Below are 24,818 nucleotides of genomic sequence, written 5' to 3' on the forward strand. Positions count from 1 at the left end.
CAAGTCATTATTTTTGAACCAGGTACTCAGGCGACACCAGCGCCAGATAGACGCCCAATTTGGCGCGGTTCAACAACTGGTCATCGACGGTTTTTTTGTTGCTGGCGTCGGCCTTCAGCGCATCGAGCTTGACCGATTCGACCGCTGCCACCATCTCGGCCTTGAGCGCTGCATTGCTGCGGCCCCCAAGCAGTTGCTTGCTGACTTGCTCAACCAGTTCGCTAGGCTTGGCCGCCAGGGCAATCAAGGCAGTCAGATCGAATTGCACGTCATTGCGGGCGGCCTTCCAGTCCAGGCCGCGTTGCCCAAAGCCGCCGGCCACGCCGCCTTTGATGAAGTTGGCGTAACCCGCCACCGAGGTCTCCTGCACCAATTGCAACTCGGGCATGGTCAGCTTGGCGGCGCCGCTTTCACTGCCCGGCGCAATGAAACCGGGACGGTAAAAATTGAACACCGAGGGCGAGCGCAACGGTGATTGACCGAGCTGGGTGGCTGGGTCGTCGGTAGCGCCGATCAACCACGCACCGCTGTCACTGCTGGCGCCGAGTGCGCGCAGTGCCGCCGTTAGTCGTAACACCGGCTCTTGCAGCTTGCCGTAGCTTGGCTGCGCGGCCAAGCCGGCGTCACGGGCTTCGCTGTCCAGCAAGATCGCCTTGACCATCGCCTTCATATCGCCGGCGCCGAAGGCCTTGGACACCCGCGCCACATAGTCGGGGCTGGGGTTGCTGGTGACGAGGCGCTGAATCATCTGACGGCCGATGAAGGGGCCGACATTGGCGTGCAAGGCCAAGGCATCAAGGCCGGCCTTCAGGCTGGCCGCCGGGTCGGCCTTGACCTGCGCGGCCACGACCTTGCCCAGAAATTTCTTCTCGCTGAGCGAATGGAACTGGCTATAGCCCTGCATGGGTTTGAACGCGCGATCGGCCTCGCAATAGTCGGGGCACCAGCCCCAGAAGCGCCCGTCGGCGGTATCGGGGCCATCCCAACTCAGACCGGTGAAAACCTTGGCCATGCCGGCGATATCGTCCGCCGTGTAGCTGGGCTTGGGCGCACCGGCTTCGAGCTTGGGCGAGCCGTCGGCGTTCAGCTCGATCAGGCCGATCGAGAACAACTGCATCACCTCACGGGCGAAGTTTTCATCCGGTACCCGGCCGGTCTTGGCGTCTTCTTTCTGGTTCTTCAGATGCGATAGATACAAGCCCATGGCCGGGTGCGTGGCCACCTGCTCCAGCAGCACGCGGTAGTTGCCGAAGGCATTGGCGGACAAGGTATCCAGATACGAAGCCACGGCGCGCGGCTGGTTGCCCACATTGTCTTGCGCCATCGACACCACCATGATTTGGGACAGCGCGTAAGCGACGCGCTGTCGCAATTGGTCATCGCCGGTGATGGCGACCTTGTAGAAGGAGTCCAGCACTTCGCGGCTGCCGGCCGAGTCGGTGGCTTTCAGCGCTTTCACGGCTGCATCGGACGCATCCCAATTCAGCCGGTGCATGCTGGCAGGCTTGGCGAGTTGCTCATCCAGCCAAGGCTCATAACCTTTATCCATGACGGCAGCGATGCTGGCCTCGGTCGGACCGAAGCTGGCCTGCATCAAAAAGCGCATCGCCTCCTCGCGGCTGCCTGGTTTGACGACCGTAGGCGCAGGGGTTGAGGGGCTGGCAGGGTTGGAACTTGGGCCGGCGGTGTCACCAGCCGCACCGCCCGAGCCGCCGCAGGCGCTCAAACCCGCCACCAAGGCCAACGCCGCCAGCCAAGCCAGACTGCGGCCCGCCATCGCGGGCATTGCCAAACACAAAGGAAAATCGCGCATACATCAAGCTCCAAACTGCGAGCGCAGGCCGAAGGGCTGCGCGATGGAGCGAACTGTAGGGAGCGGACGGCGTCTCAGGTCTGCGAGAAACGCAAGAGATGTAAGTGCGTGTTGCCAGGAGGGCCGCCACCAGCACGGGCCAGGCCTTGGCGTGAAAAACTACCGCTCTAGGTCTTTTTGTCTAGCCGCCTACCGGCAAGGCCGTGCGGCTGACCACCTGCTGCAGCACAAAGCTCGAGTGCACGCCGGTGACGCCTTGAATGCGCGTGAGCTTGCCGAGCAGCAGGCTCTGGAAATGATCCATATCGCGCACCACCAGCTTGAGCTGATAGTCGGCCGCCTGACCGGTGATCAGCAAGCATTCCAACACCTCGGGCAAGACCTGCACCGCGGCTTCGAAGTTGGCGAAGCGCTCCGGCGTGTGCAGGTCCATTGAGATATGCACCAGGGCCATCAGGCTCAGGCCCAATTTTTTAGCATCGAGTTGCGCCCGGTAGCCGGTGATCAAGCCGCTGTCTTCCAAGGCGCGCACACGGCGCAAGCAGGGCGAGGGCGACAGGCCGACACGCTCGGCCAACTCCTGGTTATTGATGCGGCCGTCTTGCTGCAAGAGCTCAAGAATCTGGCGATCAATACGGTCTAATTCCATGACTCACGCCTTGCATAGCTTCGATGGCGCAATTTTCTGCCAATTCGTAAGAAAATCTGGCCATCTTCGCAATTTTCTGCCGGCAGCTCTTGCCTACACTGAATGCATTGGTTCTACAGACCAATGCAACACAGGCAGGCCACACCGCCTTGTCCTTCAGCCCCGGCAATCAGCAAAGCCCCAGGCACCACAAGTGCCTGGGGCTTCGGCTTTAGGGCTAAGCGGCGGCATCGGGCAGCACGCCTTTCAGGCTGTCCGCCTTGTGTATATGCAACTCGCGCTGCGGCAGCGGGACGACGATATTGGCCTCGGCAAAGGCGTCGCGGATGCGCATGGCAAAGGCGCTGCGCACCGCCACCCAGTCGGCCTGTTGGGTGGTCCAGGCACGCACATTGAAGGTCAGGGCGCCCGGCGTCAGCCCGGTCAGCAAGGCCGAAGGCGGCGGGAAGGAGGCGACGCCGTCCAGGTCTTGCGCAATGCCGATCAGCATCGCAATCGTCTGCTGCGGGCTGACCTCATAGCCGGTGCTGACGTCGATATTGATGCGCCGGCTGTTGCCGGTCAGCGTCCAGTTGACCAGCTTGTCCGCCAGAATCATGCCGTTGGGTAAAACGACATCGGCGCCTTCGAATGTCGTCAAGGTGGTGGCGCGCAAACCGATATCGCGCACCGTGGCCGTCAGGCCAGCCACGTCCACCACATCGCCGGGCCGGATCGGCCGTTCGAACATCAAAATCAAGCCGGCGACAAAGTTGCGCACCACATCTTGCAGGCCCAAGCCGATACCGATGCCGAGCGCGCCGAACACAATCGCCAGCTCACCAACCTTGAAGCCGGCGGCCGCCAGCGCAGTCAACAAACCAAAGATCAGCACGCAGTAGTAGCTGATCGTCGAGACACTCTGCCCCACGCCAAGCGGCAGTTTGAGCGCCGGCAGCACATCCTCGGCCAGCAGCGTGCGCAGCGTACGCGCCACCCAGAACGAGGCCCAGGTGGCGACCACAAAGGCCACCACACTGCCCAGGCTGAGCGTCAATCCGCCCAGTGCCACCTGAAATGTCAGCGCCGCCATCAGCATGTCGTACAAAGGCCGGTAGATGCGGAAGTCCTGCAAGGCATAAACCACCCAGCCCAGCAGCAAGAGGATGCGCCCCAAGCGCACGACCACAGGCACCAAGGTACCCGCATGACGCTTGCTCAGCTGTGCCAGCTTGGGCCGAGCCAACAAGACTTGCAACAAAGCCACCAGCACCGATGCACCGGCGTACAAGGCCAGCGCCGCATAACTGCTGTCCAGCACGGCGCCGGTCAACATGGTGGTCAAGGAGATATTGCCCAGCACATTGGACAGGGCGGAGGCCAAGAGCACGGCACAAGCCAAGAGCAAGAGCCCGGCCGGCAGCCATTTGGGGACCTGATTGGCCGGCTGCACGGCGCTCGCCCCGGAATTGAGCGGGCCTTCGTCCGCCGGCTCGCCTTGCGCCACGGCGGGCTCGCGCAGCGCCCGCCAACCCAAGATCCCCAGCGTCAAGAGCATCAACAGATTCAGGGCCAGCAAACCGAAGCGGTAGACCAGCAAGCTGCCGACAAACAGCGAGGCCACGACATTGAAGAAATAGAACACCGCGCTCAGATAAGCCCAGGGGCCTACGGCCGGCGGGATGCGCCGCTGCAACAACACCAGCACCGGCACCCAAGCCAGCAGCATCACCATCTGCTGCCGCATGATGGGGCCATGCAGGTCGTAGACCATCGCGCCCAAGGCCACCAAGACCAGCCAAGCCGCCAAAGGCCGAGACAGGATCTGCATGGACAGCTCCGAGGCCTGCCCGTCCCTGACCATCTGCCGGGCGCGGCGCTTGAGCCAAAACATCATGGGCAGCAGCGCCAGCGCCGACAAGACCAGGACCGGCAGCAGCTTGGCGCTGCTGGCATCGTGATCGCGGGCGAAGCCGCGCTCGATCTCCAGGCTGCTGCGCAGGCCGACACTGACCGGCTCGGCCACCTCGTCGGAGGCGGCCGCCTGCCACAGAGGCGGCGCATCGATCACCAGCAAGCGGCGGTCGAGATCCTCGATACGGGTCTGCACCGCATTGACCATATTGTGGACATGGGTCGCCAAGGCACTGGCGGTGCGGCCTCGCTCCAAGAGCTTGGCCAAGGGGCCGGCCAGATCGACCTCGCCCTGCTGTGCCAACGCGATCAATTCGTCCACGCGCTGCACCAAGGCAGGCGCCGAGTCGGCCGCGCTGACCCGGGTGGCTTGCCAGACATTGCGCCGCGCGGCCAGATCGGCTGCGTCTTCGGAGCGGCTTTGCAGAACGCGAGCGAGCTCGGCCCGGCTGCGGGCAATCTCCCGCTCATGTAACTGCCAATGTCGGTGCAAGCTCTCGAGCCGGCGCACCGACAGCAAGGCCAGCGCGCTGCTGCTGGATTTGTCGGTCAGCTGCTTGATGGACTCGGCCCGCTCGGCCAGCGACTGCTCCAGCCGGCGCCCCGCATCGGCGCTGTTGGCGCGCCGCACCACGGTGACGATCAGCTGCTCATCGGCATCGGCGCGGGCCGGAATATCCGCCGGCGCAATCACCTCGTGGCGGCTCTCGGCGGCGGCCGCAGTACCGGCGGGCGGCGCCTGGGCAAAGCCGGGCGAGATGGCGCCCAATGCCAGCAGCAAACTCAGGCCCAGCAGCCAGCCGTAAGGCCCCGACCGCTTGAACCAAGCCCTCCTAGATTCGATCTTCTTGATCATGCAACATCCATTGGCGCCACCCCGGCGCAGCTGCATTGTGCCGTCAGCCGGCCACCCTGCAATAGGACTCGACATAGGCCTGATGGGCCGGCAGCTGCACGACGGTTTGATCGACCTGCTGGCGAATGCTATTCAGGAAACGCGCCAACTCGGCGTCGCCCATCAGATCAGCCACTTGGTGATGCTGTTGCGGCAAGATACCCTGTCCCAACATCACCTGTATCCAGGAGTTCTCGGCGAATAGCTCGTTAGGCACACGGAATACTCTTGCGGTCTCGCGGAACAAATCAATCCGGTGACGCAGCGAGGCGGGGATGTCCATCTCGCGGCAGTGGCGCCAAAAGGCGCTGTCCTGGCGCTGGGTGACGTGATAGTGCAAGACGATGAAGTCGCGAATATGCTCAATCTCGTTGCGGCTTTGCTGGTTGTATTCAGCAATGTCCGCAGGGCAGATGCCCTTAGCCGGAAACATCTGCAACAGGCGCGTGATGCCGCGCTGAATCAGGTGGATGCTGGTGGACTCCAGAGGCTCTAAAAAGCCACTGGACAAGCCGATGGCGACGCAGTTGGCGCGCCAGGTTTGATGGCGCTGACCGGGCTGAAAGCGCAGCACGCGCGGCTGCGTCAAAGCCTCGCCCTCCACGTTTGCCAGCAGCGCCTGCTTTGCCTGCTCATCGTCAATGTGTTTGCTGGCATAGACCATGCCGTTGCCCACTCGGTGCTGCAGCGGAATGCGCCACTGCCAACCGGCGGCATGTGCGATCGAGCGTGTGTAGGGCAAAGCCGGGCCGGTCGACGCGGTCTGCAGCGCCACCGCGCTGTCGCAGGCCAGCCAATGCGACCAGTCTTCATAGCCGACCTTCAGCGCCTCGCCGATCAAGAGACCGCGAAAGCCGGTGCAGTCGATGAACAAATCGCCCTCGATCAGCGCGCCGGAATCCAGCCGCAGCCCGGCGATGTTCTCGCCCGCCAGCGCCACTTCGGTGATCTTGCCCTCGATGCGCTGCACGCCAAAACCCTCGCTGAACTTGCGCAGATACTTGGCGTACAGCGTCGCGTCCAGATGGAAGGCGTAGTTCATGCCGGCGCGCGGCAAATGCGCGAACTTGCTTTGCTGCGCCGCCTTCAGCTCCAGACAATAGTCGCCATACTCGCCGGCCAATCCGCGCTCGCGGCCTTTGAGCCAGAAATGCTGAAAGCCAGCCGTCCAATGGTCTTTGCCGGTCAAGCCAAAGGAGTGGATGTAGTCCTGCCCCCGGTCGCGCCAGTTTTCAAAGCTGATGCCGAGCTTGAAGGTCGCCTGGGTGGCGGCCATGAATTCCTGCTCATTGATCTCCAGCAGGCTGTGAAAGGTCAGCAAGGTCGGAATCGTCGCCTCGCCGACACCGACGGTGCCGATCTCATCGGACTCGATCAGCTTGATGTCGAGCAACTTCCCCAAGGTCTTGGACAAGGCGGCCGCCACCATCCAGCCGGCCGTGCCGCCGCCGGCGATGACGATGCGTTTGATCGGTTTGCGTTCGCTGCTCATACTTGGTTCTGCCGGTCAATCAATGTGCGCAGCTGCGACAGCGACGCCACCGCCATATAGATCGCCTGCAGATGGCCGGCGCGCGCCAAAGCCTCCAGCGCGCTGCCGGGCAAACCGGCCAGACGCTCCTCGTTGATTGTGTAAAAGCCGGCCAGACGATTTTGTGAGCCGTCGTTCAGCTCGACATCCAGCACAAAGGATTCCAGCAGCTCATGCGCCTGCAGCGCCTGGATGAAGGCGGGCGTGGCGTCCAAGCCTTGATGCAGGGCCAGCAAGACCGAGTTGATGCGCTGCAGGTAGTCACTGCTGCCACCATGCGGCAAGAACAGCGCCTCGCCTTCGCTGCGGCTCAGGCGCGGGCTGTCCAGATCGATATGCACCAGCAATTCCTGGCCCGAGCGGCCAATCAAAAAGGGCTGGCGCTCTAGCGAGAGCGGCAAATAGGCCGCATCCCAGCGTCCGTCGCGCAAGAACAAGTTCTGGCCGGCTTGCAGCCCCAGCAAGGCAATCGGCTCGAAGCCTGTGCCCTCGGCCGTCTTGCGAAACACGATCGGGTAATGCGCCTGGATGCTGCGAAACTCATCCGGGAAGGTCAGCGCGAACATCTGCCCATCGCCTAACTCGGCAGCACGACGGTTGATGACGCGAAGGTCTTGGTGGTCGACGTTATTCAGTAAAACAGAATTGGCCATGAGGATTGACTCGGGAAGAGGGGTTCAGATGCTGTGCAAGCCATGCTGCTGGATATGGGCTATCAGCGCCCGGTTGCTGGGTAGAGCCCCCAGCATCCGGCGCGTCAATTGGGCGGTTTCGGAAAAGAAGCCGGCGGCCTTTTGCGCATTGGCCGCATCTTCGCTGCGCCGCGCGCCAGCGCTTGGCAAGGGCCGAAAGCCCATGCCGTAGAGCACGTATTGATAACTGGCCGAGGGGAACATTTCCTCGATGCGGTGGAAGTCGTGCCGCGAGGGCGGGCGGTGCTGCCATTGCGCCAGCAGCTCTTGCAGCCGCGGCGGCGTGCTCGCGGCCTGTTCGCGCCAATAAGCGCTGTCGCGGCGCTGGCTCAAGACGTAATGCAGTTTCAGAAAATCGATCACCCGCTCCCAGCGGTAAGTAAAGGCATCGTTGAAGCGCTGGGCGGCAATGTCCATCAGCGCCCGGTTGGCCGGCATTTCTTCACTCACCAAGGTGGCCGACAACTCAACCAGCGCCAGCGCAGAAGCCTCCAGCGGCTCGATAAAGCCGGCCGAGAGGCCAATGGCGACACAGTTCTTGTGCCAAAACTTGGCCCGGTAGCCGGGCTTGAAGCTCAGCTTGCGGGCGGCCAGGTGCTCGGCAGCTCCGCCGGTCTTGGTCACATACGCGCGCAGCTCGATTTCAGCCGCCTCGTCCGAGCAGTGCGCGCTCGAATAGACATAGCCAATGCCGCGCCGCGTCTGCAGGCCGATGTCCCAGATCCAGCCGCAGCTTTGCGCCGTCGAAATGGTCTGCGAGGCAATCGGGCTGTCCACCTGCGCGTAGGGCACTTGCAAGGCCAGCGCGCTGTCATTGAACAAGACATCTTGCTGCGACAGCAAGGGCACACCGAAGTGCTGGCCGAGCAGCAGCGAAGCCATGCCGCTGCAGTCAATGAACAAATCAGCGCTCAGCGCTCCATGCACCTGGGTCTGCAGCGAGGCGATATCGCCATTGGCGTGTGAGTTGACGCCCACCATGTGGTCTTGCACATGTTTGACGCCAAGCTTTTCCAGGCAATGTCGGCGCAGAAGGTGACCGAATTTGACCGCGTCGAAGTGATAGCCGTAATTGGCCACTGCCGCGAACTCCGGCGTGGCCGCCTGCTTGGGCGCCAGACCGGCCGCGCAAAGATGGGGCTGAAAGCTCATCAGTTCCGCAAACGGGACATTCGCGTGCTGCTGCAGCCAGGCCGCCACCAGATTCGCTTCGGTATAGCCTTGCGGCAGTACAAAGGGATGAGCGTACTGGTCGTCGGCACGGCCATTAACCCAGCCGACGAATTTGGAGCCTTGCTTGAACGTAGCCTCGCACTCGCGCACCAAGTCGGTCTCGCTGATGCCGATTTTGTGCAACGTGTCGCGCATGGTCGGCCAAGTGCCCTCGCCGACACCGATGGCCGGCACATCGGGCGACTCCAGCAGCGTTACCTGCAGGCCCACCCCATGTTCGGCCGCGATCAAGGCGGCGCTCAGCCAACCGGCCGAGCCCCCGCCCAAAATCACGATCTGTTTGATCACCTCGGTCATCTCGCCCTGTCAAAAGGTGTAGCGCGCTCCGAACATATATCGTGGGCCTGTCTGTGTGGCGTACAGCAGCTGATCCTTGTTGCGGCCGTGCAAACGCTGTACGCCGTCATTGAGGTTGATCACCTCGGCCTGCAGGCTCAGTTTCTCGGTCAGCTTGTAGCCAATATTGACGTCGACCTGACCATAGGCATCGGTATAGACCGGGTTGGGCAAGCCGGTGCCGTCGAAACGCGAGGTCAGGAATTCATCCCGCCAGTTATAGGCCACACGCACCGACCATTTGTCGTTCTCGTAGAAACCGACCAAGTTGGCCGAGTCGCTCAAGCCCTCCAAGGCAAACTGCTCGCCGCGGTTCTTGTTGTCGTACTTGAGCCCCGAGGTGACATAGGTGTAGTTGGCCGAGACGCCGAAGCCACTCTTGCCGAACATATGCTGGACGTTGAACTCCAGGCCGTTGAGGCTGTCCTTGCGCTGATTGGCCGGCGTGGTGATGGCGAAGGTGGCGATCGGGTCGCTGGCCTGGCCGGGGATCACGCCGGTCTGATTGCCATTGGCATCATCCTTGCCTCGCACCACCCCGCCCTGGCCGTTCTTGTTCAGGAAGATGTAGTTGCGGATGCAGGTGATGTCGGACGTGACGCAGCCCTTGGCGATCGCCTCCTTGAAGAAGGCGCCGCCGGCCGGCGTGCGCAGATTGAAAGGCGTGCCCTGGGTCGTCGTCGTGCCGATGAAGTTCTCGATGTTCTTCTTGAAATAGCCCAACGACAAGAAGCTGGCCTTGCCGTAGTACCACTCGCCGGACAAATCGAAGTTCTTGGACTTCAAGGGCTTCAACGCCGGGTTGCCCTGCGCGCCGGTGCCGCCGTCGATACGGGCCAGCTGGTTCAGCGTCTGCCCGCCCTGGATATCACCCCAGCCGGGGCGGCCGATTGTTTCGCTGTAGCTGGCGCGTGCCTTGACGTCGCGGGTCACGTCCACGTCCACGTCCACGCTGGGCAGGAAGTATTTATAGCTGCCTTCCAGCGTGGTGTAGCCAGGAGCACCAAACTGCACCGAGAACTCGTTATTGGCCACCCAATTGATGCCGGTGGCGGTGGGCACCAGAGCGGTGGCCGTCACATCGGTTTTCTCGTAACGCACACCGAAAGCGGCATTGACCGGCATGCCTAACTCCCAGCTGGTGCTGTACTGCAAAAAGCCGCTCTGGGTCTTTTCTTGCACCTTGCGGTCGGTCGTGAACTGGTTAGAGGCACGGTAGAGCGAATCGTCGCCGGCGGCCTTGGCGGCCAGGGCGCGCACCGTCTCGAAGTCGAAGGTGAAGAACTGGTTGAACAGCGCCGGGCTGTCATGGCCGCTCATTTGCTTGAAATAGGGGCTGATGGTGTCAGCGCGCCAGACATTGTCCGGATAGTCGGCGGCATTGGTGGCGCCACCCCAGGTGTCGCGCTGCACATTGGAGAAGGCCGAGCGGTTGTCGACCTTGTTCAGGCTCATGCCGAAGTCCAGACGAGATTCGTCCGAGAGCTTGTAATTGCCGGTCAACTGCCCTTGGTCGATGGACGACTTCATATAGCTGTTGCGGAACGATGAGCCCGTCACCATCATCTTGGATGCGTCGATATTGCCGCCGGCCACGCTCAGGACCGGGAACTTCTGGGTGAAGTCCACGGCCGTGGTGCCACGCGTGAAGCTGGCGGTGCCCAGGCTGGAGTTGGAGCCGTAAGGGCTGTCGGCACCGGATGTCGCCGTCGAATGGTGGGCATCAAATTCCAAGGTGAGCTTGTTGCTCGCCTTCCAGGCCAAGTTGAAGCCGGTGGAGTTGTTCTCGTTCTTGGTCGCGTATTGCGCGCCGCCCATGGACAAGTCGCTGGTGGCCGGAACGATAGTTTCCGAATAGATCTTGGGGCTGCTGACCGGGCCGCTGTTCCAGCTGCTGGACGAGGGGCCGAAGTTGAACCAGACCGACAACTCGTTGCGCTTGGTCTGGATCTTGTTCTGGGAGTAGGTGTAGTCCAGCGTGGCGGTCAGGTCATTGATGGGCTTGTATTGCAGCGTCACCTGCCCGTTCGTGCGTTGGCGCTGAATGCCGTTGACCGAATAGGCAAAGTTCTGCGGCACCGAATAGATATCGGTGGGGCCAGGGCGATTGATGATGTTCTCGGAGCCTGGCGTGCCGGGCTGGGGGATGGTGCCCCAGTTGTTCTCATCGCCGGCAAAGGGCCGCCAGCCATTGGCCACCGCCGCCTGGTTGTAACCCAGATTGCGTTCCTGATAGCTGCCGCTGATGGCGATGCCGAACTTGCCATCGGCGAAGGTGTTGCTGTAGATGCCCGAGACTTCAGGCGTGACTTCGCTGCCTTGCAGCGGGTCGGGCAGGCGGCCGTTGGAGGTGTCATGCACGCCCTTGACGCCGAGGCTGGCGCGCAGGCCGGGGTTGTCCAGCGGCCGGGCGGTCTTGATATTGATGGTGGCGCCGATGCCACCGGCCGGCGACGCGGCACGGCTGGTCTTGAAGACCTCGATGCCGGCGATCGACTCCGAGGCCAGGTTGGCGAAGTCAAAGGCCCGCGAGTTCGAGGCCGAGGTGTCGGCGATGCTGGAGGCGGGCATTTGCCGGCCGTTCAAGAGCACCAAGTTGAAGTCGGGGCCGACGCCGCGCACGGTGACCTTGGAGCCTTCGCCGATCGAGCGGTCGATCGACACGCCACTGATGCGCTGCAAGGACTCGGCCAGATTGGTGTCGGGGAACTTGCCGATGTCTTCGGCCACGATGCCGTCGACCACGCCTTGCGCATTGCGCTTGAGGTTCATCGAGGAGCCCAGACTGCCGCGAATGCCGGTAACGACGACCGCCTCCAGCACATTCGCGGCTGCCGGCTGTTCACTCGCTGGCGGCGTTGCTTGTTGTGCATGGGCGCCGCCCATGCCGGCCACGCAAAGCCCGCAGGCCAGGGCCAGCTTGCTCATTTGAAACACAGGGCCGACAGCTTGGCTGGCCCGCTGGACTGGGGTGTTGATCATGTTTGTCTCCGTTCGTAGTTTTCTAGAGGCCACATTCATTCGATGGGCCTATCGGCAAGCTGGGCTCGCCCACTTTTTTGAATCGTCATTTTCAGGACGTTTTGAAAGCGCTTTCACAACCATACTGATTTTTGCCTTTGGGTGAATCTAGGGAACTCCCTTGCTTTGTTGTTTTTCCGAGCTTTGGGCTTGCAGCGCTCAGCCGAGCGCTGCCGCATCCAAGGCGCGCGAGGCGCCGATCAAGGCAGGCGACACCGCCGCGTCGATGACAAAGGTAGGCACGGCCGCGAGGTAGTTGGCGAAGCGCCCTTTGGCCTCAAAGCGCTCTCGAAAGCGTGAGGCCGCCAGTTCCGGCAATAAGCGCGGCACGACGCCGCCGCCGACATAGACGCCGCCACGGGCACCGTAGGTCAGCGCCAGATTGCCGGCAAAGCTGCCCAGGAAACGAAAAAACAAATCCAGCGCAGCCAAGCAATCCGGATCGCGCTGCTCGCGTGCGGCGGCAATCAGCGCTTGGGGGCTGGTCAGGGGCGCCGGCCGGCCGGCCAATTGCGCCGCGGCCTGATAGAGATTGAGCAGGCCAGGCCCGGACAAAGCCCGCTCCGCCGAAGCGTGACCGAAGCGCTGGCGCAAGCAGTTGACGACGGCCGCCTCTTGCTCATCGATAGCCGCCAGGCTGGCGTGACCGCCCTCGCCGCTGATCGGCGCGTAACTTCCATTGCCGCCCTGGCTGGCAATGCCAGCAACTCCAACAGGCAAAAGCCCCGCCACACCGAGGCCGGTGCCTGCGCCCAAGACCGCCAAGGCCTCGCCCGCCACCGCGCTACCGCCGCCAATTTGGCGCAATTGCTCGGGCCGCAGTGCCGGCAAGGAAAGCGCCAGCGCGGTGAAGTCGTTCAGCACCGCCAGGCGCTGCACGCCCAAGCTCTGCTTGAGCTGGGCAATCGAGAAGGACCAATGGTGATTGGTCATGCGCACCGTGTCGCCGACGATGGGGTTGGCGATGCCGATCGCGCAGGCACGCGGGCGCGGCTTGCCCTGCTCCGCCAGGTATCTGGCGATCGCCTCTTGCAGCGAGGCCTGCTCCGCGCACTTGTAACTGACGATGTCTGCGACCGCGCCGTCAGCATCCTCGCCCCAGGCGAAGCGGGCATGAGTGCCGCCCACATCGCCAAGCAGACGCGGATACAAAGACGCGGAGGCATTCAGGCTCATGAGATCCTTTGCGAAGCAAATTTCGGAACACTTGACGGCAGCCGCCGCAATGCCACAATCGTAATGAAAGCGCTTTCATGAAGCAAGCACTGGTTTTCCCTGGTGTGCAAAAACAGCGCCCACATGTCCCGACACCTGTTCACCTTTCCCCTAACCTCAGAACATCCAGCGCCATGCCCGCACTCAAACCCGGCCTTTCAAACTCCTTGCCAGAACCCTTGCAGCTACGCTGCGTGCTGAGCACGGCCGACGGCCAACGCCGGCTCGCCGAACAAGCGCCGCTGTTGCTGCAAGGCCCAGCCGGCGCCAATTCGGCGCACAGCGACTTGCCCAGCGTGATGGTCCACAGCGGGCGGCGCTTTCAAACCCTGCTGGGCTTTGGCGGCGCCTTCACCGAAGCCGCGGCCGTCACCTGGAGCGCGCTGCCCGAACCCGAGCGCGCCGCGCTACTGCGCCAATACTTTGATGCCGACAGCGGTCACGGCTACACGCTGTGCCGGCTGCATATGAACAGCTGCGACTTCGCGCTGGGCAACTACGCCCATGCGGCGGTGGCCGGTGATGTGCTGCTGGAGCATTTCAATATCGAGCGCGATCGCAAGGCGCTGCTGCCCATGATCAAGGCGGCACAGGCGCTTGCGCAGCAGGCGGGGTCGGCATCTATCCGTTTGCTGGCCTCGCCCTGGAGCCCAGCGCCCTGGATGAAGAGCAACGGGCAGATGAACCAGGGCGGCGAGTTGCTGCCCGAATATGCCGCCGTCTGGGCTCAATGTTATGTTCGCTTCATCCAGGCCTATGCGGCCGAGGGGGTGCCGATCTGGGGTCTGACGGTACAGAACGAACCGGCCGCCACGCAACGCTGGGATTCCTGCATCTACAGCGCCGAGCAAGAGCGCGATTTTGTACGCGACCATCTCGGGCCCGCCTTGGCCGCGGCCGGCCTGGGCCACATCAAGATCATCGTCTGGGACCATAACCGCGACCTGATGGTGGAGCGCGCGGCAGCCGTCTACAGCGACCCCGAGGCGGCCCAATATGTGTGGGGCTGCGGCTTCCACTGGTATGGCGAAGACCATTTCGAGCATGTTCAGCTGCTGCACGACGCCTGGCCTGACAAGGCGCTGCTTTTCACCGAAGGCTGCCAGGAAGGCGGGCCACACCTCGGCTCCGCCGCTCTGGGGGAACGTTATGCCCGCAACATCATCAAGGACCTGAACCGCTGGACGGTCGGCTGGATCGACTGGAACCTGCTGCTGGATGAAACCGGCGGCCCGAACCATGTCGGCAATTTGTGCAGCGCGCCCATCATGGCCAATCGGCAGACCGGCGAGTTGATGCCGCAAAGCTCCTATGACTATCTCGGCCATTTCGCCCGCTTCATCAAGCCGGGCGCGCAGCGGCTGCTGTGCGCGGCCAGCAAGCAAGACCTGGAGGTCACGGCCTTCATCAACCCTGACGGCAGCAAGGTACTGGTCGCACTTAACCGCAGCGAGGCCGATATTCACTACACGCTCAAATTGGACGCCAGGCAATGCCAGGCACTGGCGCAGGCGCGCTCGATCAGCAGCTTTGTACTTGCGGCTTGAAGGTCGGGCGGGCTGACTCAGCCGCTCGCCTTTTCTTGGTGGGCCCGCAAGGCCTGCTCAAAGCGTGCCACCGTGGGACTTATCAGCGGTCGGCAAAGCAGCCGAAGCAGCCAGTTAGGCAGCCAGCGGCCGCGCTCCTCCGCTGCCGCCCTGGCGCGTGGGTGCTCCATGAAGCGGTAGGCGCTGGGTCGGTAGCCGACGCTGCTACGGCGGAATTCAATGCGGTCAAGATGCTTGATGTTCTTGTAGCCGTAATGCGCCGGCGCCAGCAAACGCAGCGGCGCGCCATGGTCCAGCCTCAAGGCCTCGCCGTTCAGGCAGTCGGCAAGCAGCACATCGTCGGCCAACAGATCTTCCAGCGCCATGCAGCTGCGCGCTCCATCCTGGCCGCGCAGGATCACAAAGTCTGCGCCGCTCACGGGCCCGGCTTTGGGCAAAACCAATTGCTGATAGAAGTCGCGAAAGCGCACGCCGCCCCAGCGCAGGCCTTTGTGAGTCCAGGTCGTGACGCAATGAAAATCAGCGATCAGCTCAAGGCGCGGTAAGCCTTGCAGCTCCGCCAAACCGATCTCAATCGGCACTCGGACCTCGCCCAGGATCTGCAGCCTGATGGTGTCGACCTGCGCCGGAAAGCGGGTCGCGAATTGCGTCAAGCCAAAGCGCGGAAAGCTGTCGCGCTCGCGCTGGCCCGGGGGCAGATCGGCATTGCTGCTGTTCATGGCTTCGCTCGGTGAGTTCGTTTGCTCAGCCAATGAAAGTCGGCCGGCTGCTCGCAAATTCATAGACCGACGCTTTTCAGCGTCTGCACAAAATGATCGATGATCATCTGCTTGATCTCGGGCGCGGTTTCTTTGCTGAAGCCATGGTCGGTCGGATAGGATTTATGGACCGCCGAGTACTTGAAATCATGTGCTTTCAAGTAGGACATGATGTCTCGCGTCATCGGCGTGCCGGGCCAGATTTGATCGTTTTCGGCTGAGATCAGCAGCATGGGGCCGCCGATTTTTTCAAACGAAAAAGTGGCTTGTCTGACCTTCTCGCTGTCTTGCAGCGCCTTCTCGAAGCGCTGGATTTGGGTGGCGTTTTCCAAGTCCGGCAAATCCATTGCGGGGATGTCCTTGCCTTGATAGGTCCAGGCCGATTGAGAAGTCGTCATGCCGGACCAGGCCACTTTGCTCGGCGTCGTGATGACGACGGATTTGATACGCGGGTCCAAGATCGCCAACAAGAAGCCGGCTTCCGAGCCGCGTGAACCACTGACGACGCCGATGCGCGTGGCGTCGATTTCCTTGACTGTTTCGGCGTAGTCAATCGCGCTGATGAAATACTCCATCGGTATATGGTCCAGCGTCGCCGGCAAGCCAGGCTCGGTCTTGAAGTAAACGAGGCCGATCACCGCAATGCCGTTGGAGGCCATCATCTGCCCATTGGCTTCGGCAAAACCCCAGCTCGGGTCCGAGCCACCGAAGCCAATCACGGCCGGCACCTTCTCGGTGGTTTTCGGCAAATACAGCCGGGCGGCCAGGTTTTTGTAGTTGACGGTTTTAACTTCGTACTCAAAAGTTCCGGCAAAGCAGTTGCCGAATGCCAGCGTGAGGCTGACCAAAAGCAGGAGGAAACGAGAAGACATAGGCCTTGGTCCTTAGATGGAATCGATGGCGCGAACGCTTGAGCGCCTCAGCATTGCGAAGCCGGCCGGCAACGCCAGCCAGAAGCCCGAACTCGGCATCAGCACCAGGCCCAGCAAGCTGAGCACCAACACGCCCCAGCCCAGGCGGCGCAAGGAGCGAGCGTCGCCACGGCGCTCCAAGGGTGTGATCGCCAAGGCCAGCAAGGCCAGCAGCGCGCCGAACAGCACAAACCAGACGGTCGCCGCCGTCAGCGGGTCTTGCCCCACGGTGTTGAAAAAACCGCGTTGCATGATGTTCACCAGCGGGCGCTGGAAAACGAAGAGCGCGAACAAGGTATGCAGCGCGGCCACGGCCATCAGCCAATGACCGATCCAAATTCGCTGAGTTGGCAGGGGCGTGAGGCGTGTGTTGTTCATGGTTTATTCGGTATGTGCGGCGGCCACACGCGTTTGCCAGAGCACAAACAGCGGCGCGCCAATGATTTCAAGAGCGGTGAAAGCGACAAAGGGCAGCGGCGGCCAGCCGGCATAAAGCAGCGACAGCAGCCGCCCGACGCCACCCAGAAAAATCATGCCCCAGAGGGCGCGGAACAAGACGGTCTGGGTGTCGATGCGGGGCACCATCCAAAGCACCGCGAGGCCCAGCCCGCACCAGACCCCACTGAGAAAGCGCAGATTGCTGTCCAGCAGGCTGTTGGCGGGCAGGCCCGCTGCGGCGTAGAGCGGGTCGGCAAGCCCGGCCATGCCGACCAGGCCGGTGAGCAAGGGAACCAGCCCCAGCAGGGCGGTGGCGATTTGCAGGTTTCGTTTACTCATGGCGTCGGTGCTTTAGTGCTTGGGCCTATCCACTGGTTGCTGGTGCGCACGCGCGCGCCGAGTGACTTGAGCATCAACACCAGACCGAGGTAGGCGCGGTCAAAGTAGGGCAACTCGGGTGTCACCGACTGCAGCATGCGGACCGCCAGCCGTTGCTGCGCAGGGTCGGGCCTCGGCATCACCGGATGCTGGCCGAAGTCATAGACGGCCACAGCAAAGGGCGCGGTCTGCCAGGCCAGGGTCTCTGCCAGCGCAGGCATCAGCTGTTCGCGGAAATCGGCCTTGCTCAAACTGGCTGCGATCAAGCCCAGTTCCAAATAGATCTGCTGCAGCTGATCCAAGTCGCAGGGCTGACACAGCATGGCCGACCAGGCCCCGCTGATACCGGCACAGAATTTCTCGCCAAGCTGCTTGGTACAGCCAAAGTCCAGCAGCCCAAGCCGCCCCTCGGCCATGAAGAGATAGTTGCCCGGATGCGGGTCCGCTTGCAAGCGACGCAGCTCGAACAGGCTGAACAAAAAGGTATCGAACAGTAGTTGGCCAAAATGATCACGCTCGGCTTGGCTGGGCCCGGTCGCTAACCATTCATTCAGATGCATGCCGGGCAGGCGCTGCATCGTCAGCACCCGTTTGCTGCTCAGGTGCGCGAAGGTCTGCGGCAGCACCAGCCCAGGCCGCCCGGCCAAGGCCTGCGCGAACCAGTGCAATTGCTCGGCTTCGCGGTGATAGTCCAGCTCTTCGGCCAGCTTGGCTTCGATGTCGACCAGCACACGCTCAACGATGTCGGCCTTGGGCAGGCTGTCCGAGCCGCGCGCAAAGGTCTGCAACAAGGTGCGCAACATCGCCATATCGCTGCCGATGGAGGCGGCCATGCCGGGATATTGCAGCTTGACGGCGACTGCCTCGCCGCTCGCCAAGGTCGCGCCGTGCACTTGCCCCAAGCTGGCGGCGGCAAAGGCGACCGGCTCGAAATGCGCGAATAGTTCATCCGGCCCCTGACCAAACTCCTGGCGCAGCAGCTTGATCACCAAGGCCCGGTTCAGCGGCGTGACCTGGTAATGCGCTTTGGCCAATTCCTCACGCACGCCGTCGGGTAAGAAGCCCAACTCCAGGCTGAGCAGTTGCGAGGCCTTCAGGGCCGTTCCCTTGAGCTGATTCAAGGCCGCAAACAAGATGCGGCCCAGCTTGGCCTGATGGGCGGTGCGAGCTTGTTCGGCCTGTGCTTCGGAGCGGGTCAGCGCCTGCACATGGTGGCTCAGCTGAGCCGCACCGGCGCGGGCCACCGCCAGCCCGGCAATCGCGCCGCGGGCCAGGCGGCCGGTGCGTGGCGCTTTAGTGGACATGGCCGAGCCGCCTCAACATCATCGGCACGATCAAGCCATGCACCGGGCCAACGACGCTCATGTAAACGCGGCCGAGCCGGTTGTGGATGTGCACCACGGTGCTGATCTGCAATTCATCCTGCCCCAGCCTGAACAGCGAGACCTGCACATGCAGATGCTTGTCGCGGTCCTCCAGAATGACTTCGTTGAAGTCCGCGTATTGCAGCGTGAAGATGCCGACCCGGTCACCGGGCCGGTAGCTGGAGGCCGGCTTGCGCGGATCACCGACGGCCATCGCGCCGAGGTTCTTCAGCCCGACCCAGCGCACCGCCTGGTTGCGCAGCGCCATCAAGAAGTCCATCCAGGCCGGCGTGCGTGCGCTCAGCGCGAGAAACTGCGCCAAGGCGCTGGCTTCGGGTTCGATGCTGGCGAAGCGATAGCTGTCCGAGAAATCCGCACCCGGCTCGGCCCGCAAGATGCGGCTGCCGGCGGGCAAGGGGCACAAGACTACTTTTCTCATAGTCGGCTCCAGACCTGGATCAGGCCAATCAGGTGAACGAGGCCGAAAGCGCCACAGATCAAGGAGCTCCAAATCCAGAATGGCGTCACTTGCGCAGGCGCCAGCAGCCACAGCGGCAAGGGCGCCAAGCCGCGCAGCAGGTAGACGCCGGTGATGGCAATCAGCGCCGCCTTGATCCACGGCAGCCCAGCCGCCAAAGCCCAACCGGCGCCGGCCAGCGCGTAGGCGCTCCAGACCGAAAGCAGCAAGGCAATGCCGGCGGTGATGAGGGCCGGATAGCTGCGACCCGCTTCAGCCATCCGTGCCATCGCTTCGCCGGCACCGAAAAAGCGGTACCAGGCGCCGCCGCCAAAAATAATGCACACATGCAGCAAGGCCGCGATGGCGCTCAGGCCGGCACCCAGCAGCAGCCAGTGGTTGTAGCTGGCCACGCTGCTCATGCCGCACCTCGGGCCAAACCGCTGCGCGCCAGCTTGAGCAAGTCGAGCAGGCCATTGCCATCGCGCAGCAAGCGCGTCAACTGGCTGCGCAGCAAGAAGCCGCCCAGGTCCAAAGCCTTGTTGACGATGCCGCTGTGCAAGGCCAGCACCAGCAGATCCAGACTCAGATCGATCATCTGTGTGGTGTTGGCAAACTCGTCGGAGTCGTCGCGCAGCCAATAGGCGGTGATGGCATAGACGCTGTCGGCCAGCAGTGCCGCCAAGCTGGGCTTGAAGCCGCAAGCCGCGATTTCGCCCTTCTCCTCGGCCTGTTCCAGCATGTCCGCAAAGGCCTGTTTGAGCAGCGTTTTGCCGGGCAAGTCTTCACCCATCAGCAGCAAAGGCGCGCCCGCCACCAACTTGTGGGCCAAGGCCACGAACTCGCGATCGGCCAAAAACTGCTCCAGCAAGGCGTCGATCAACAACTGCATGCGCTCTTGCAAGCTGAAGGCGGCCAAACCCTTGGTTTTGCCGATCTGCACCAAGGCATCCGCGACAGCCTGCTCAAAGTAGGCCAGCACCAGCTTCTCCTTGCTGGGGAAGTATTTGTAAATCGTCGCATCGCCCAGTTCGGCGGCACGCGCGATCTGCTTCATCGTCGTGCCCTCGAAGCCCTGGCTCGTCATCAGGTCCACCGCAGTCTGAATGACTTGCCGGCGGTTCTTCTCGGTTTGGGACTTGGTGATGCGCATATGTTTACCAACTATCGTTTAATAGATTATTTTTCACATCTATTGAATAGTCAATATCTTTTTAAAGAACAAAGCAAGGCCACAAGACACCCGCACGTCGCCGCCACTGGCGAGACGGCCGCGGGTTAATGCTGATGATGATGGGGGTGCAAAAGCGGGCTCAAAAGCGCTTGAAGCGGCTTGGCCTTCACTACACTGCAGCCGAGCCGGCGTGAATACGCCACATGCGGCCGCCGCGCCGCTGGACAGTGAATCAAGTCGGTCGCCACGATGTCGATAGCAAGGGCAATGAGCAGCGTCAACTCCGCAGGCAAACAAGCGGCACGGTCACCCGTGGGCCGGCGGCTGGGCCCTGCATATTGCGCGCACCGGCTTTTGATCTGCTGCCTGAGCTTGGCGCTGCTGGGTCTGGGCTTGAGCGCTTGCAAACCCGAGCCCTTGGTCGAGCCGGCGCCTGCCAGCTCGGCCGCACCAGCTGCCGACACAGACAGAGCCCCCGCCACCGGCGCAAGCGACGCGAGCGTGATGAAAGAGCTGGCACGCATCGAACGCGGCGGGCTGGTCAAGCCGGTCGAGAGCGAACGAGATCTGCTCGCCTTGCAAGCCCGCGTCAAGCCGGGCAGCGCGGAGCTGCTGGAGCTGCTGATACTGCGCAGCAACCTGGCCATCAATCGGCGCGACACGGCGAGCGCCGAATCCCACATGAAGCTCATGCGCGAGTGGCCGAATCCGCGCCTCGCGGCGGAAGCCAAGCTGGCGCAGCATGTGCTGCGTGCGCGCTTGTTGGCGCAATCGGGTCAGCTGGAGTTGGCCAAAAAGGAGCTGTCCGATCTGAACAGCTACACGGCCGGCCCGACCTCGGCGCTGCGGCGCGCCTACAGCCTGCTGGGCGCCCTGCAATCGGACACCGGCAACGCCGATGCGGCCTTGCTGAACCTGCACCAGGCACTCAAGCTGGCCGAGAAAACCGGCGAGGCCTGGCGCCGGGTGGATCTGCTCGGCAGCCTGGCCAACACCTATGTAGAGGCCCAACAGCTGGAGCGTGCCGAGCAAACCATCAACGAGGCCTTGCGGGAAGCCGAACGTGACCCCGACACTTACATGCTGCTCAATGTGCAGACCATGCGCGGCATCATCTACGCCGAGCTGGGCAAGCACGCTTTGGCCCAGCGCGCCAAGCAAGAAGCCCTGGCTCATGCGCGGCGCTCCGGCGTCGAGGACTTGCTCTCACTGGCCCTGGCCAATTACGCCGATTACCACCTCAAGCAGGGCAATTACACCGAGGCCTTGCGCTTGGCCGAGGAAGCCTTGCCGCTGGCAATGAAGACCCAGGACCTGTCCTCTCAAGCCGTGGCGCTGGCCAATATGGGCCTGGCCAAAATTGCGCTCAAGCGCGTTGAAGAAGGCAAGCGTGACGCCTTGGCAGGCATCGCCATCGACGCAAAGCGCGGCGCCAACAGCGGCGCCTCGATTGGTTGGCAAGAGCTGGGTGCCTATCTGGAAAAAGCCGGTGATCTGCCCGGGGCCGCCGATGCGTATCACCGCTACCGCAAGCTGATCGATCAGTCGCTGCGCGCCGACACCCGCAAGGCCGTGCTTGAGGCGCAGGCCCGCTATGACGACGAACGCCGCGCCCAAGAGCTGGAACTCCTGAACCGCGATATGAACTTGAAGGCCGAGCAGTTGCGCGAGCGCGATCTGCGCCTCAAGCTATGGGCGGCGCTGGGCGGCTGCGTGCTCTTGTCCGGCGTGCTGCTGGGCCTGGCCTATCAGCGCATTCGCAAAACCAATCTTGCGCTGGCCAGCAGCAATGCCGCGCTGCGCGTGCAGGGGGAGCGCGACCCGCTGACCGGCCTGTCGAACCGGCGTCATTTCCAGGCCGCCATCAAGCGTCTGGCCGACCAAGGCCGGCTCAGCGGCACGGTATTTCTGATCGATATCGACCACTTCAAGCGCATCAATGACGGCTACGGCCATGCCGCCGGTGACAGCGTCTTGATCGAGATTGCCAAGCGCCTGCGCAGCACACTCAGGGACGAGGACTTGGTCGTACGTTGGGGCGGCGAGGAATTCTTGATCGTGGTCGACACCCGGGACGCCGCCTATGCCGGCACTTTGGCGCAGCGCCTGCTGGACCATATCGGCAGCGAGCCCGTCAGCCACGGCGGACAAAGCATTCCCATCACCGCCTCGATCGGCTTCGCCAGCTTCCCCATCGCACCGCAAGGCCTGGCGCTGAGTTGGGAGCGTGCCATCGATTTGGTCGACACCGTGATGTATATGGCCAAGGCCCATGGCCGCAACAAGGCCTATGGCATCCAATCCATCGCCGCCGAGGACGAAGCCAACCTGCTGCTGCTGGCGGCCCACATGGAGGCGGCCTGGCATGAGGGCAGCGTGCAACTGCTCGCCTTGCAAGGCCCCGAACCGGTGTCGCCGCCGACATGACAGCGCTGCGTCTCTACAGCGCCAAACGCTGGATTTACACGGGTTTGTGGCTGATCTGCACGCTCGCTGGCAGCGCCCATGCCCTTGAAGGCGACGCCGGCACCAATGCCGGAGGCACAGCGGCCTTCAATCCCGCCTTGGACAATCAACTCGCCCGCCTGCAACGCATCGCCTACGACAAGCCGGCCCTGGCCCTGCAAATCTTGCAGAAATTGCGGCTGGATCCGGCGCACGCGGCCCACAGCCAGCAACTGCTGCTGGCCGAAGGTCGCATGCAAGCTGCGGCCGGCAATGACACCGCCGTCGAGGCCATCGCCATCAATTTGAGCCAGTATCCAAACAGCCAGGCCCAGGTCAGTCTCTTGCGCGCACTGCACGCCGACCAGGGTGGCCGCAGCCTGCAAGCCGCCGAGCATGCCGAAAAAGCGCTGGCCGGCCTGGAGCCGGCATGCCGGCTGGGCCAGGGGGGGGCCAATCGCATGCCGAGCATGCCCAAAGACTGCGACTTCCGCAGCGCTTGGGCGGCCTTGCGTGTGTTGGTACGCAAGCAGCAAAACGAAGGCGTTTTGACCCTGGCCGAGGCCTCCGCCCGGCAAGCCCTTGCTCTGGCAGAGGCGGGCAAGGACAACTATTTACGCGCGTTGAGCATGGGTCACTTGGCCATGCTCGGCCACTATTTGGGCCAAGCAGACGAAACAAATCGCTGGCTGGCGCAGGGCCAGAAAGCGGCCGAGGGCGATGTGCTGGCCATGGCGCATATGAAGAGTTTTGAATCGGCGCTGGCCTCGCGCTCGGGTCGTCCGGCCGATCAATTGCGCGCCTTGGAGGAGGGCTTGGCCTTAGCCACCCAAGCCGATGCACCGCGCTTGATGGCCCAGATGCAGATTGGCTTGTCCGACGTCTATGTGCAGTTGCAACAGCCCCAAAAAGCCGCCACGGCGGCCGAGTTGGCCTTGCCGCAACTGCATGCACTGGGAGATCAGCGACTGGAACGGGCGGCCCGCCACAACCTCGCCCTGGCCCTGATCCAAGCGCGTCAATTTGAGCGCGCCCGCCGCGAGCTGACGCTCTTGGCCGAGATGCGCCAGGACTGGAGCGACCACGCCGTCTTGATCGAAGAGCTGCGTGAAGAAGGCGAAGCCTGGGCCGCAGCCGGCCAGGCCAAAGAGGCCCTGGCCAACTTCCACGCCGAACGCAGCCTGAGCGCGGAGCTGGTCGCCCTGAACCGCGAAGCGTCGCTGAAACAGTTGAAAGTCAAATACGACAGCGAACGCAAGCAGGCCGACCTGGATCTGCTGATCCGCGACAAGACCCTGGTCGACAAGCAGCTCGCTAACCGCCAGCTTGCACAGCAGGTCGGTCTGGCCGTGGCGGCCTTGCTGGCGCTGTCGATCGGCCTGGCGGCGGTGATGGTCAAGCGGGTGCGCGAGGCCAACCGGCTGCTGAAGGCCAACGAGGCCTTGCTGCGCGCGCAAAGCGAGCGTGACCCGCTGACCGACCTGGCCAACCGCCGCCATTTCCTCGCCGTGATGGCCCAGCAAGCGCCGGCCGAGTTCAATGGCGCGCTCTTGATGATAGACATCGATCACTTCAAGCATGTCAACGACCAGCATGGCCACGGCATCGGCGATGTGGTGATCTGCGAGGTGGCGCGTCGCCTCAGCCATGCGGTGCGGGCCGAAGATCTGGTGGTGCGCTGGGGCGGCGAGGAGTTTTTGGTCTTTGCCCCCGGCGTCAGCCTGGCCGATCTTTCTCACCTGGCCGAACGCATTCTGCGCGGCGTCGGCGGCCAGCCCATCAACACCGACAGCGGCCCGCTGCGGGTGACGGTGTCTATCGGTTTTGCGCATTTCCCCTTGCCACCGTCCAAGCTTGCCCTGCAGTGGGAGCAGGCCGTCAACTGGGCCGATATGGCGCTCTACACCGCCAAGTCACGCGGCCGCAACCGCGCGATGGGCATCGCCACCGTGGACGCGCGCGACAGCGATGCCTTGATGCAGATCGAGGCCGATTTCGACGCGGCCTGCTCCTCGGAGCGGGTCAGCCTCCTGCAGGTCTTGGGGCCACCGGCCTGACGCACAAGGCG

At 62.9% G+C, this 24,818-nt stretch carries 19 protein-coding genes; 3 read left to right on the top strand and 16 right to left on the bottom strand.

Annotation, left to right across the window (positions count from 1 at the left end; all coding sequences use genetic code 11):
• Positions 1-7: 7 nt before the first annotated feature.
• The 8 genes from LNV08_RS17440 to glk all read right to left on the bottom strand — a co-directional run bounded on the left by LNV08_RS17440 (position 8) and on the right by glk (position 13,239).
• Positions 8-1,813, bottom strand: a complete 1,806-nt coding sequence (locus tag LNV08_RS17440) for a DUF1800 domain-containing protein (RefSeq protein WP_263535007.1) — start codon at positions 1,811-1,813, stop codon at positions 8-10.
• 181 nt (positions 1,814-1,994) lie between these two features.
• On the bottom strand, positions 1,995-2,462 hold the full coding sequence (locus LNV08_RS17445) for an Lrp/AsnC family transcriptional regulator (RefSeq protein ID WP_263535008.1): 468 nt from the start codon (positions 2,460-2,462) through the stop codon (positions 1,995-1,997).
• Between the two features lie 217 nt (positions 2,463-2,679).
• Complete coding sequence (locus tag LNV08_RS17450) at positions 2,680-5,211, bottom strand: mechanosensitive ion channel family protein (protein ID WP_263535009.1); 2,532 nt, start codon at positions 5,209-5,211, stop codon at positions 2,680-2,682.
• A gap of 43 nt (positions 5,212-5,254) precedes the next feature.
• On the bottom strand, positions 5,255-6,742 hold the full coding sequence (locus LNV08_RS17455) for a tryptophan halogenase family protein (RefSeq protein WP_263535010.1): 1,488 nt from the start codon (positions 6,740-6,742) through the stop codon (positions 5,255-5,257).
• Positions 6,739-7,434 (bottom strand): SapC family protein, encoded by a 696-nt coding sequence (locus tag LNV08_RS17460; RefSeq protein WP_263535011.1) that lies wholly within the window; start codon positions 7,432-7,434, stop codon positions 6,739-6,741. Before LNV08_RS17460 ends, LNV08_RS17455 begins: the two co-directional genes overlap by 4 nt.
• A gap of 24 nt (positions 7,435-7,458) precedes the next feature.
• On the bottom strand, positions 7,459-9,003 hold the full coding sequence (locus tag LNV08_RS17465; protein ID WP_263535012.1) for a tryptophan halogenase family protein: 1,545 nt from the start codon (positions 9,001-9,003) through the stop codon (positions 7,459-7,461).
• A gap of 9 nt (positions 9,004-9,012) precedes the next feature.
• Positions 9,013-12,024, bottom strand: a complete 3,012-nt coding sequence (locus tag LNV08_RS17470) for a TonB-dependent receptor (RefSeq protein ID WP_263535013.1) — start codon at positions 12,022-12,024, stop codon at positions 9,013-9,015.
• A gap of 198 nt (positions 12,025-12,222) precedes the next feature.
• Positions 12,223-13,239, bottom strand: coding sequence for a glucokinase (glk, locus tag LNV08_RS17475; RefSeq protein WP_263535014.1), 1,017 nt, complete (start codon positions 13,237-13,239; stop codon positions 12,223-12,225).
• A 173-nt stretch (positions 13,240-13,412) separates the two neighbouring features.
• On the opposite strand from glk, the gene LNV08_RS17480 reads away from it, so the two are divergent.
• The gene (locus tag LNV08_RS17480) at positions 13,413-14,825 is read left to right on the top strand and encodes a glycoside hydrolase family 30 protein (RefSeq protein ID WP_263535015.1); all 1,413 of its coding nucleotides are present in this window, start codon (positions 13,413-13,415) and stop codon (positions 14,823-14,825) included.
• 17 nt (positions 14,826-14,842) lie between these two features.
• Here the strand turns inward: LNV08_RS17480 and LNV08_RS17485 are convergent, their stop codons facing one another.
• From LNV08_RS17485 to LNV08_RS17520, 8 genes are read right to left on the bottom strand one after another with little or no spacing between them, the layout of a single operon-like run.
• Positions 14,843-15,544: a molybdopterin-dependent oxidoreductase gene (locus LNV08_RS17485; protein ID WP_263535016.1), complete on the bottom strand. Its 702-nt coding sequence runs from the start codon at positions 15,542-15,544 to the stop codon at positions 14,843-14,845.
• 59 nt (positions 15,545-15,603) lie between these two features.
• Positions 15,604-16,455 carry an alpha/beta hydrolase family protein gene (locus tag LNV08_RS17490; protein WP_263535017.1) on the bottom strand — a complete coding sequence of 284 codons (852 nt, stop codon included), beginning with the start codon at positions 16,453-16,455 and terminating at the stop codon, positions 15,604-15,606.
• A gap of 12 nt (positions 16,456-16,467) precedes the next feature.
• Positions 16,468-16,872, bottom strand: coding sequence for a DUF6463 family protein (locus LNV08_RS17495; protein ID WP_263535018.1), 405 nt, complete (start codon positions 16,870-16,872; stop codon positions 16,468-16,470).
• Positions 16,873-16,875: 3 nt separating this feature from the next.
• On the bottom strand, positions 16,876-17,271 hold the full coding sequence (locus tag LNV08_RS17500) for a DUF4345 domain-containing protein (RefSeq protein WP_263535019.1): 396 nt from the start codon (positions 17,269-17,271) through the stop codon (positions 16,876-16,878).
• Entirely contained in the window at positions 17,268-18,614 is a 1,347-nt protein-coding gene (locus LNV08_RS17505) for an ABC1 kinase family protein (protein WP_263535020.1), read from the bottom strand. Before LNV08_RS17505 ends, LNV08_RS17500 begins: the two co-directional genes overlap by 4 nt.
• Positions 18,604-19,113 carry a DUF2867 domain-containing protein gene (locus LNV08_RS17510; RefSeq protein WP_263535021.1) on the bottom strand — a complete coding sequence of 170 codons (510 nt, stop codon included), beginning with the start codon at positions 19,111-19,113 and terminating at the stop codon, positions 18,604-18,606. Before LNV08_RS17510 ends, LNV08_RS17505 begins: the two co-directional genes overlap by 11 nt.
• Entirely contained in the window at positions 19,110-19,553 is a 444-nt protein-coding gene (locus LNV08_RS17515) for a hypothetical protein (protein WP_263535022.1), read from the bottom strand. The genes LNV08_RS17510 and LNV08_RS17515 overlap by 4 nt, the downstream gene beginning before the upstream one ends.
• A complete protein-coding gene (locus tag LNV08_RS17520) occupies positions 19,550-20,284 on the bottom strand; it encodes a TetR/AcrR family transcriptional regulator (RefSeq protein WP_263535023.1) in 735 nt (244 codons plus the stop codon). Before LNV08_RS17520 ends, LNV08_RS17515 begins: the two co-directional genes overlap by 4 nt.
• Before the next feature lie 288 nt (positions 20,285-20,572).
• Between LNV08_RS17520 and LNV08_RS17525 the strand changes: the two genes are divergently transcribed.
• Positions 20,573-22,732, top strand: a complete 2,160-nt coding sequence (locus LNV08_RS17525) for a diguanylate cyclase (RefSeq protein WP_263535024.1) — start codon at positions 20,573-20,575, stop codon at positions 22,730-22,732.
• Positions 22,729-24,807 (top strand): diguanylate cyclase, encoded by a 2,079-nt coding sequence (locus LNV08_RS17530; RefSeq protein ID WP_263535025.1) that lies wholly within the window; start codon positions 22,729-22,731, stop codon positions 24,805-24,807. The genes LNV08_RS17525 and LNV08_RS17530 overlap by 4 nt, the downstream gene beginning before the upstream one ends.
• The last annotated feature ends 11 nt before the right edge of the window (positions 24,808-24,818 follow it).

Origin of the sequence: Paucibacter sp. TC2R-5 (assembly GCF_025717605.1) — a bacterium.
In the GTDB taxonomy this organism is placed as follows: Bacteria; Pseudomonadota; Gammaproteobacteria; order Burkholderiales; family Burkholderiaceae_C; genus Paucibacter_A; species Paucibacter_A albus.

Coding starts and splice junctions, on each gene's coding strand:
- LNV08_RS17495 (WP_263535018.1), bottom strand. CDS start 16,872: ATGAACAACACACGCCTCACGCCCCTGCCAACTCAGCGAATTTGGATC.
- LNV08_RS17520 (WP_263535023.1), bottom strand. CDS start 20,284: ATGCGCATCACCAAGTCCCAAACCGAGAAGAACCGCCGGCAAGTCATT.
- LNV08_RS17510 (WP_263535021.1), bottom strand. CDS start 19,113: ATGAGAAAAGTAGTCTTGTGCCCCTTGCCCGCCGGCAGCCGCATCTTG.
- glk (WP_263535014.1), bottom strand. CDS start 13,239: ATGAGCCTGAATGCCTCCGCGTCTTTGTATCCGCGTCTGCTTGGCGAT.
- LNV08_RS17490 (WP_263535017.1), bottom strand. CDS start 16,455: ATGTCTTCTCGTTTCCTCCTGCTTTTGGTCAGCCTCACGCTGGCATTC.
- LNV08_RS17505 (WP_263535020.1), bottom strand. CDS start 18,614: ATGTCCACTAAAGCGCCACGCACCGGCCGCCTGGCCCGCGGCGCGATT.
- LNV08_RS17515 (WP_263535022.1), bottom strand. CDS start 19,553: ATGAGCAGCGTGGCCAGCTACAACCACTGGCTGCTGCTGGGTGCCGGC.
- LNV08_RS17500 (WP_263535019.1), bottom strand. CDS start 17,271: ATGAGTAAACGAAACCTGCAAATCGCCACCGCCCTGCTGGGGCTGGTT.
- LNV08_RS17455 (WP_263535010.1), bottom strand. CDS start 6,742: ATGAGCAGCGAACGCAAACCGATCAAACGCATCGTCATCGCCGGCGGC.
- LNV08_RS17465 (WP_263535012.1), bottom strand. CDS start 9,003: ATGACCGAGGTGATCAAACAGATCGTGATTTTGGGCGGGGGCTCGGCC.
- LNV08_RS17530 (WP_263535025.1), top strand. CDS start 22,729: ATGACAGCGCTGCGTCTCTACAGCGCCAAACGCTGGATTTACACGGGT.
- LNV08_RS17450 (WP_263535009.1), bottom strand. CDS start 5,211: ATGATCAAGAAGATCGAATCTAGGAGGGCTTGGTTCAAGCGGTCGGGG.
- LNV08_RS17480 (WP_263535015.1), top strand. CDS start 13,413: ATGCCCGCACTCAAACCCGGCCTTTCAAACTCCTTGCCAGAACCCTTG.
- LNV08_RS17440 (WP_263535007.1), bottom strand. CDS start 1,813: ATGCGCGATTTTCCTTTGTGTTTGGCAATGCCCGCGATGGCGGGCCGC.
- LNV08_RS17525 (WP_263535024.1), top strand. CDS start 20,573: ATGAGCAGCGTCAACTCCGCAGGCAAACAAGCGGCACGGTCACCCGTG.
- LNV08_RS17470 (WP_263535013.1), bottom strand. CDS start 12,024: ATGATCAACACCCCAGTCCAGCGGGCCAGCCAAGCTGTCGGCCCTGTG.
- LNV08_RS17485 (WP_263535016.1), bottom strand. CDS start 15,544: ATGAACAGCAGCAATGCCGATCTGCCCCCGGGCCAGCGCGAGCGCGAC.
- LNV08_RS17460 (WP_263535011.1), bottom strand. CDS start 7,434: ATGGCCAATTCTGTTTTACTGAATAACGTCGACCACCAAGACCTTCGC.
- LNV08_RS17445 (WP_263535008.1), bottom strand. CDS start 2,462: ATGGAATTAGACCGTATTGATCGCCAGATTCTTGAGCTCTTGCAGCAA.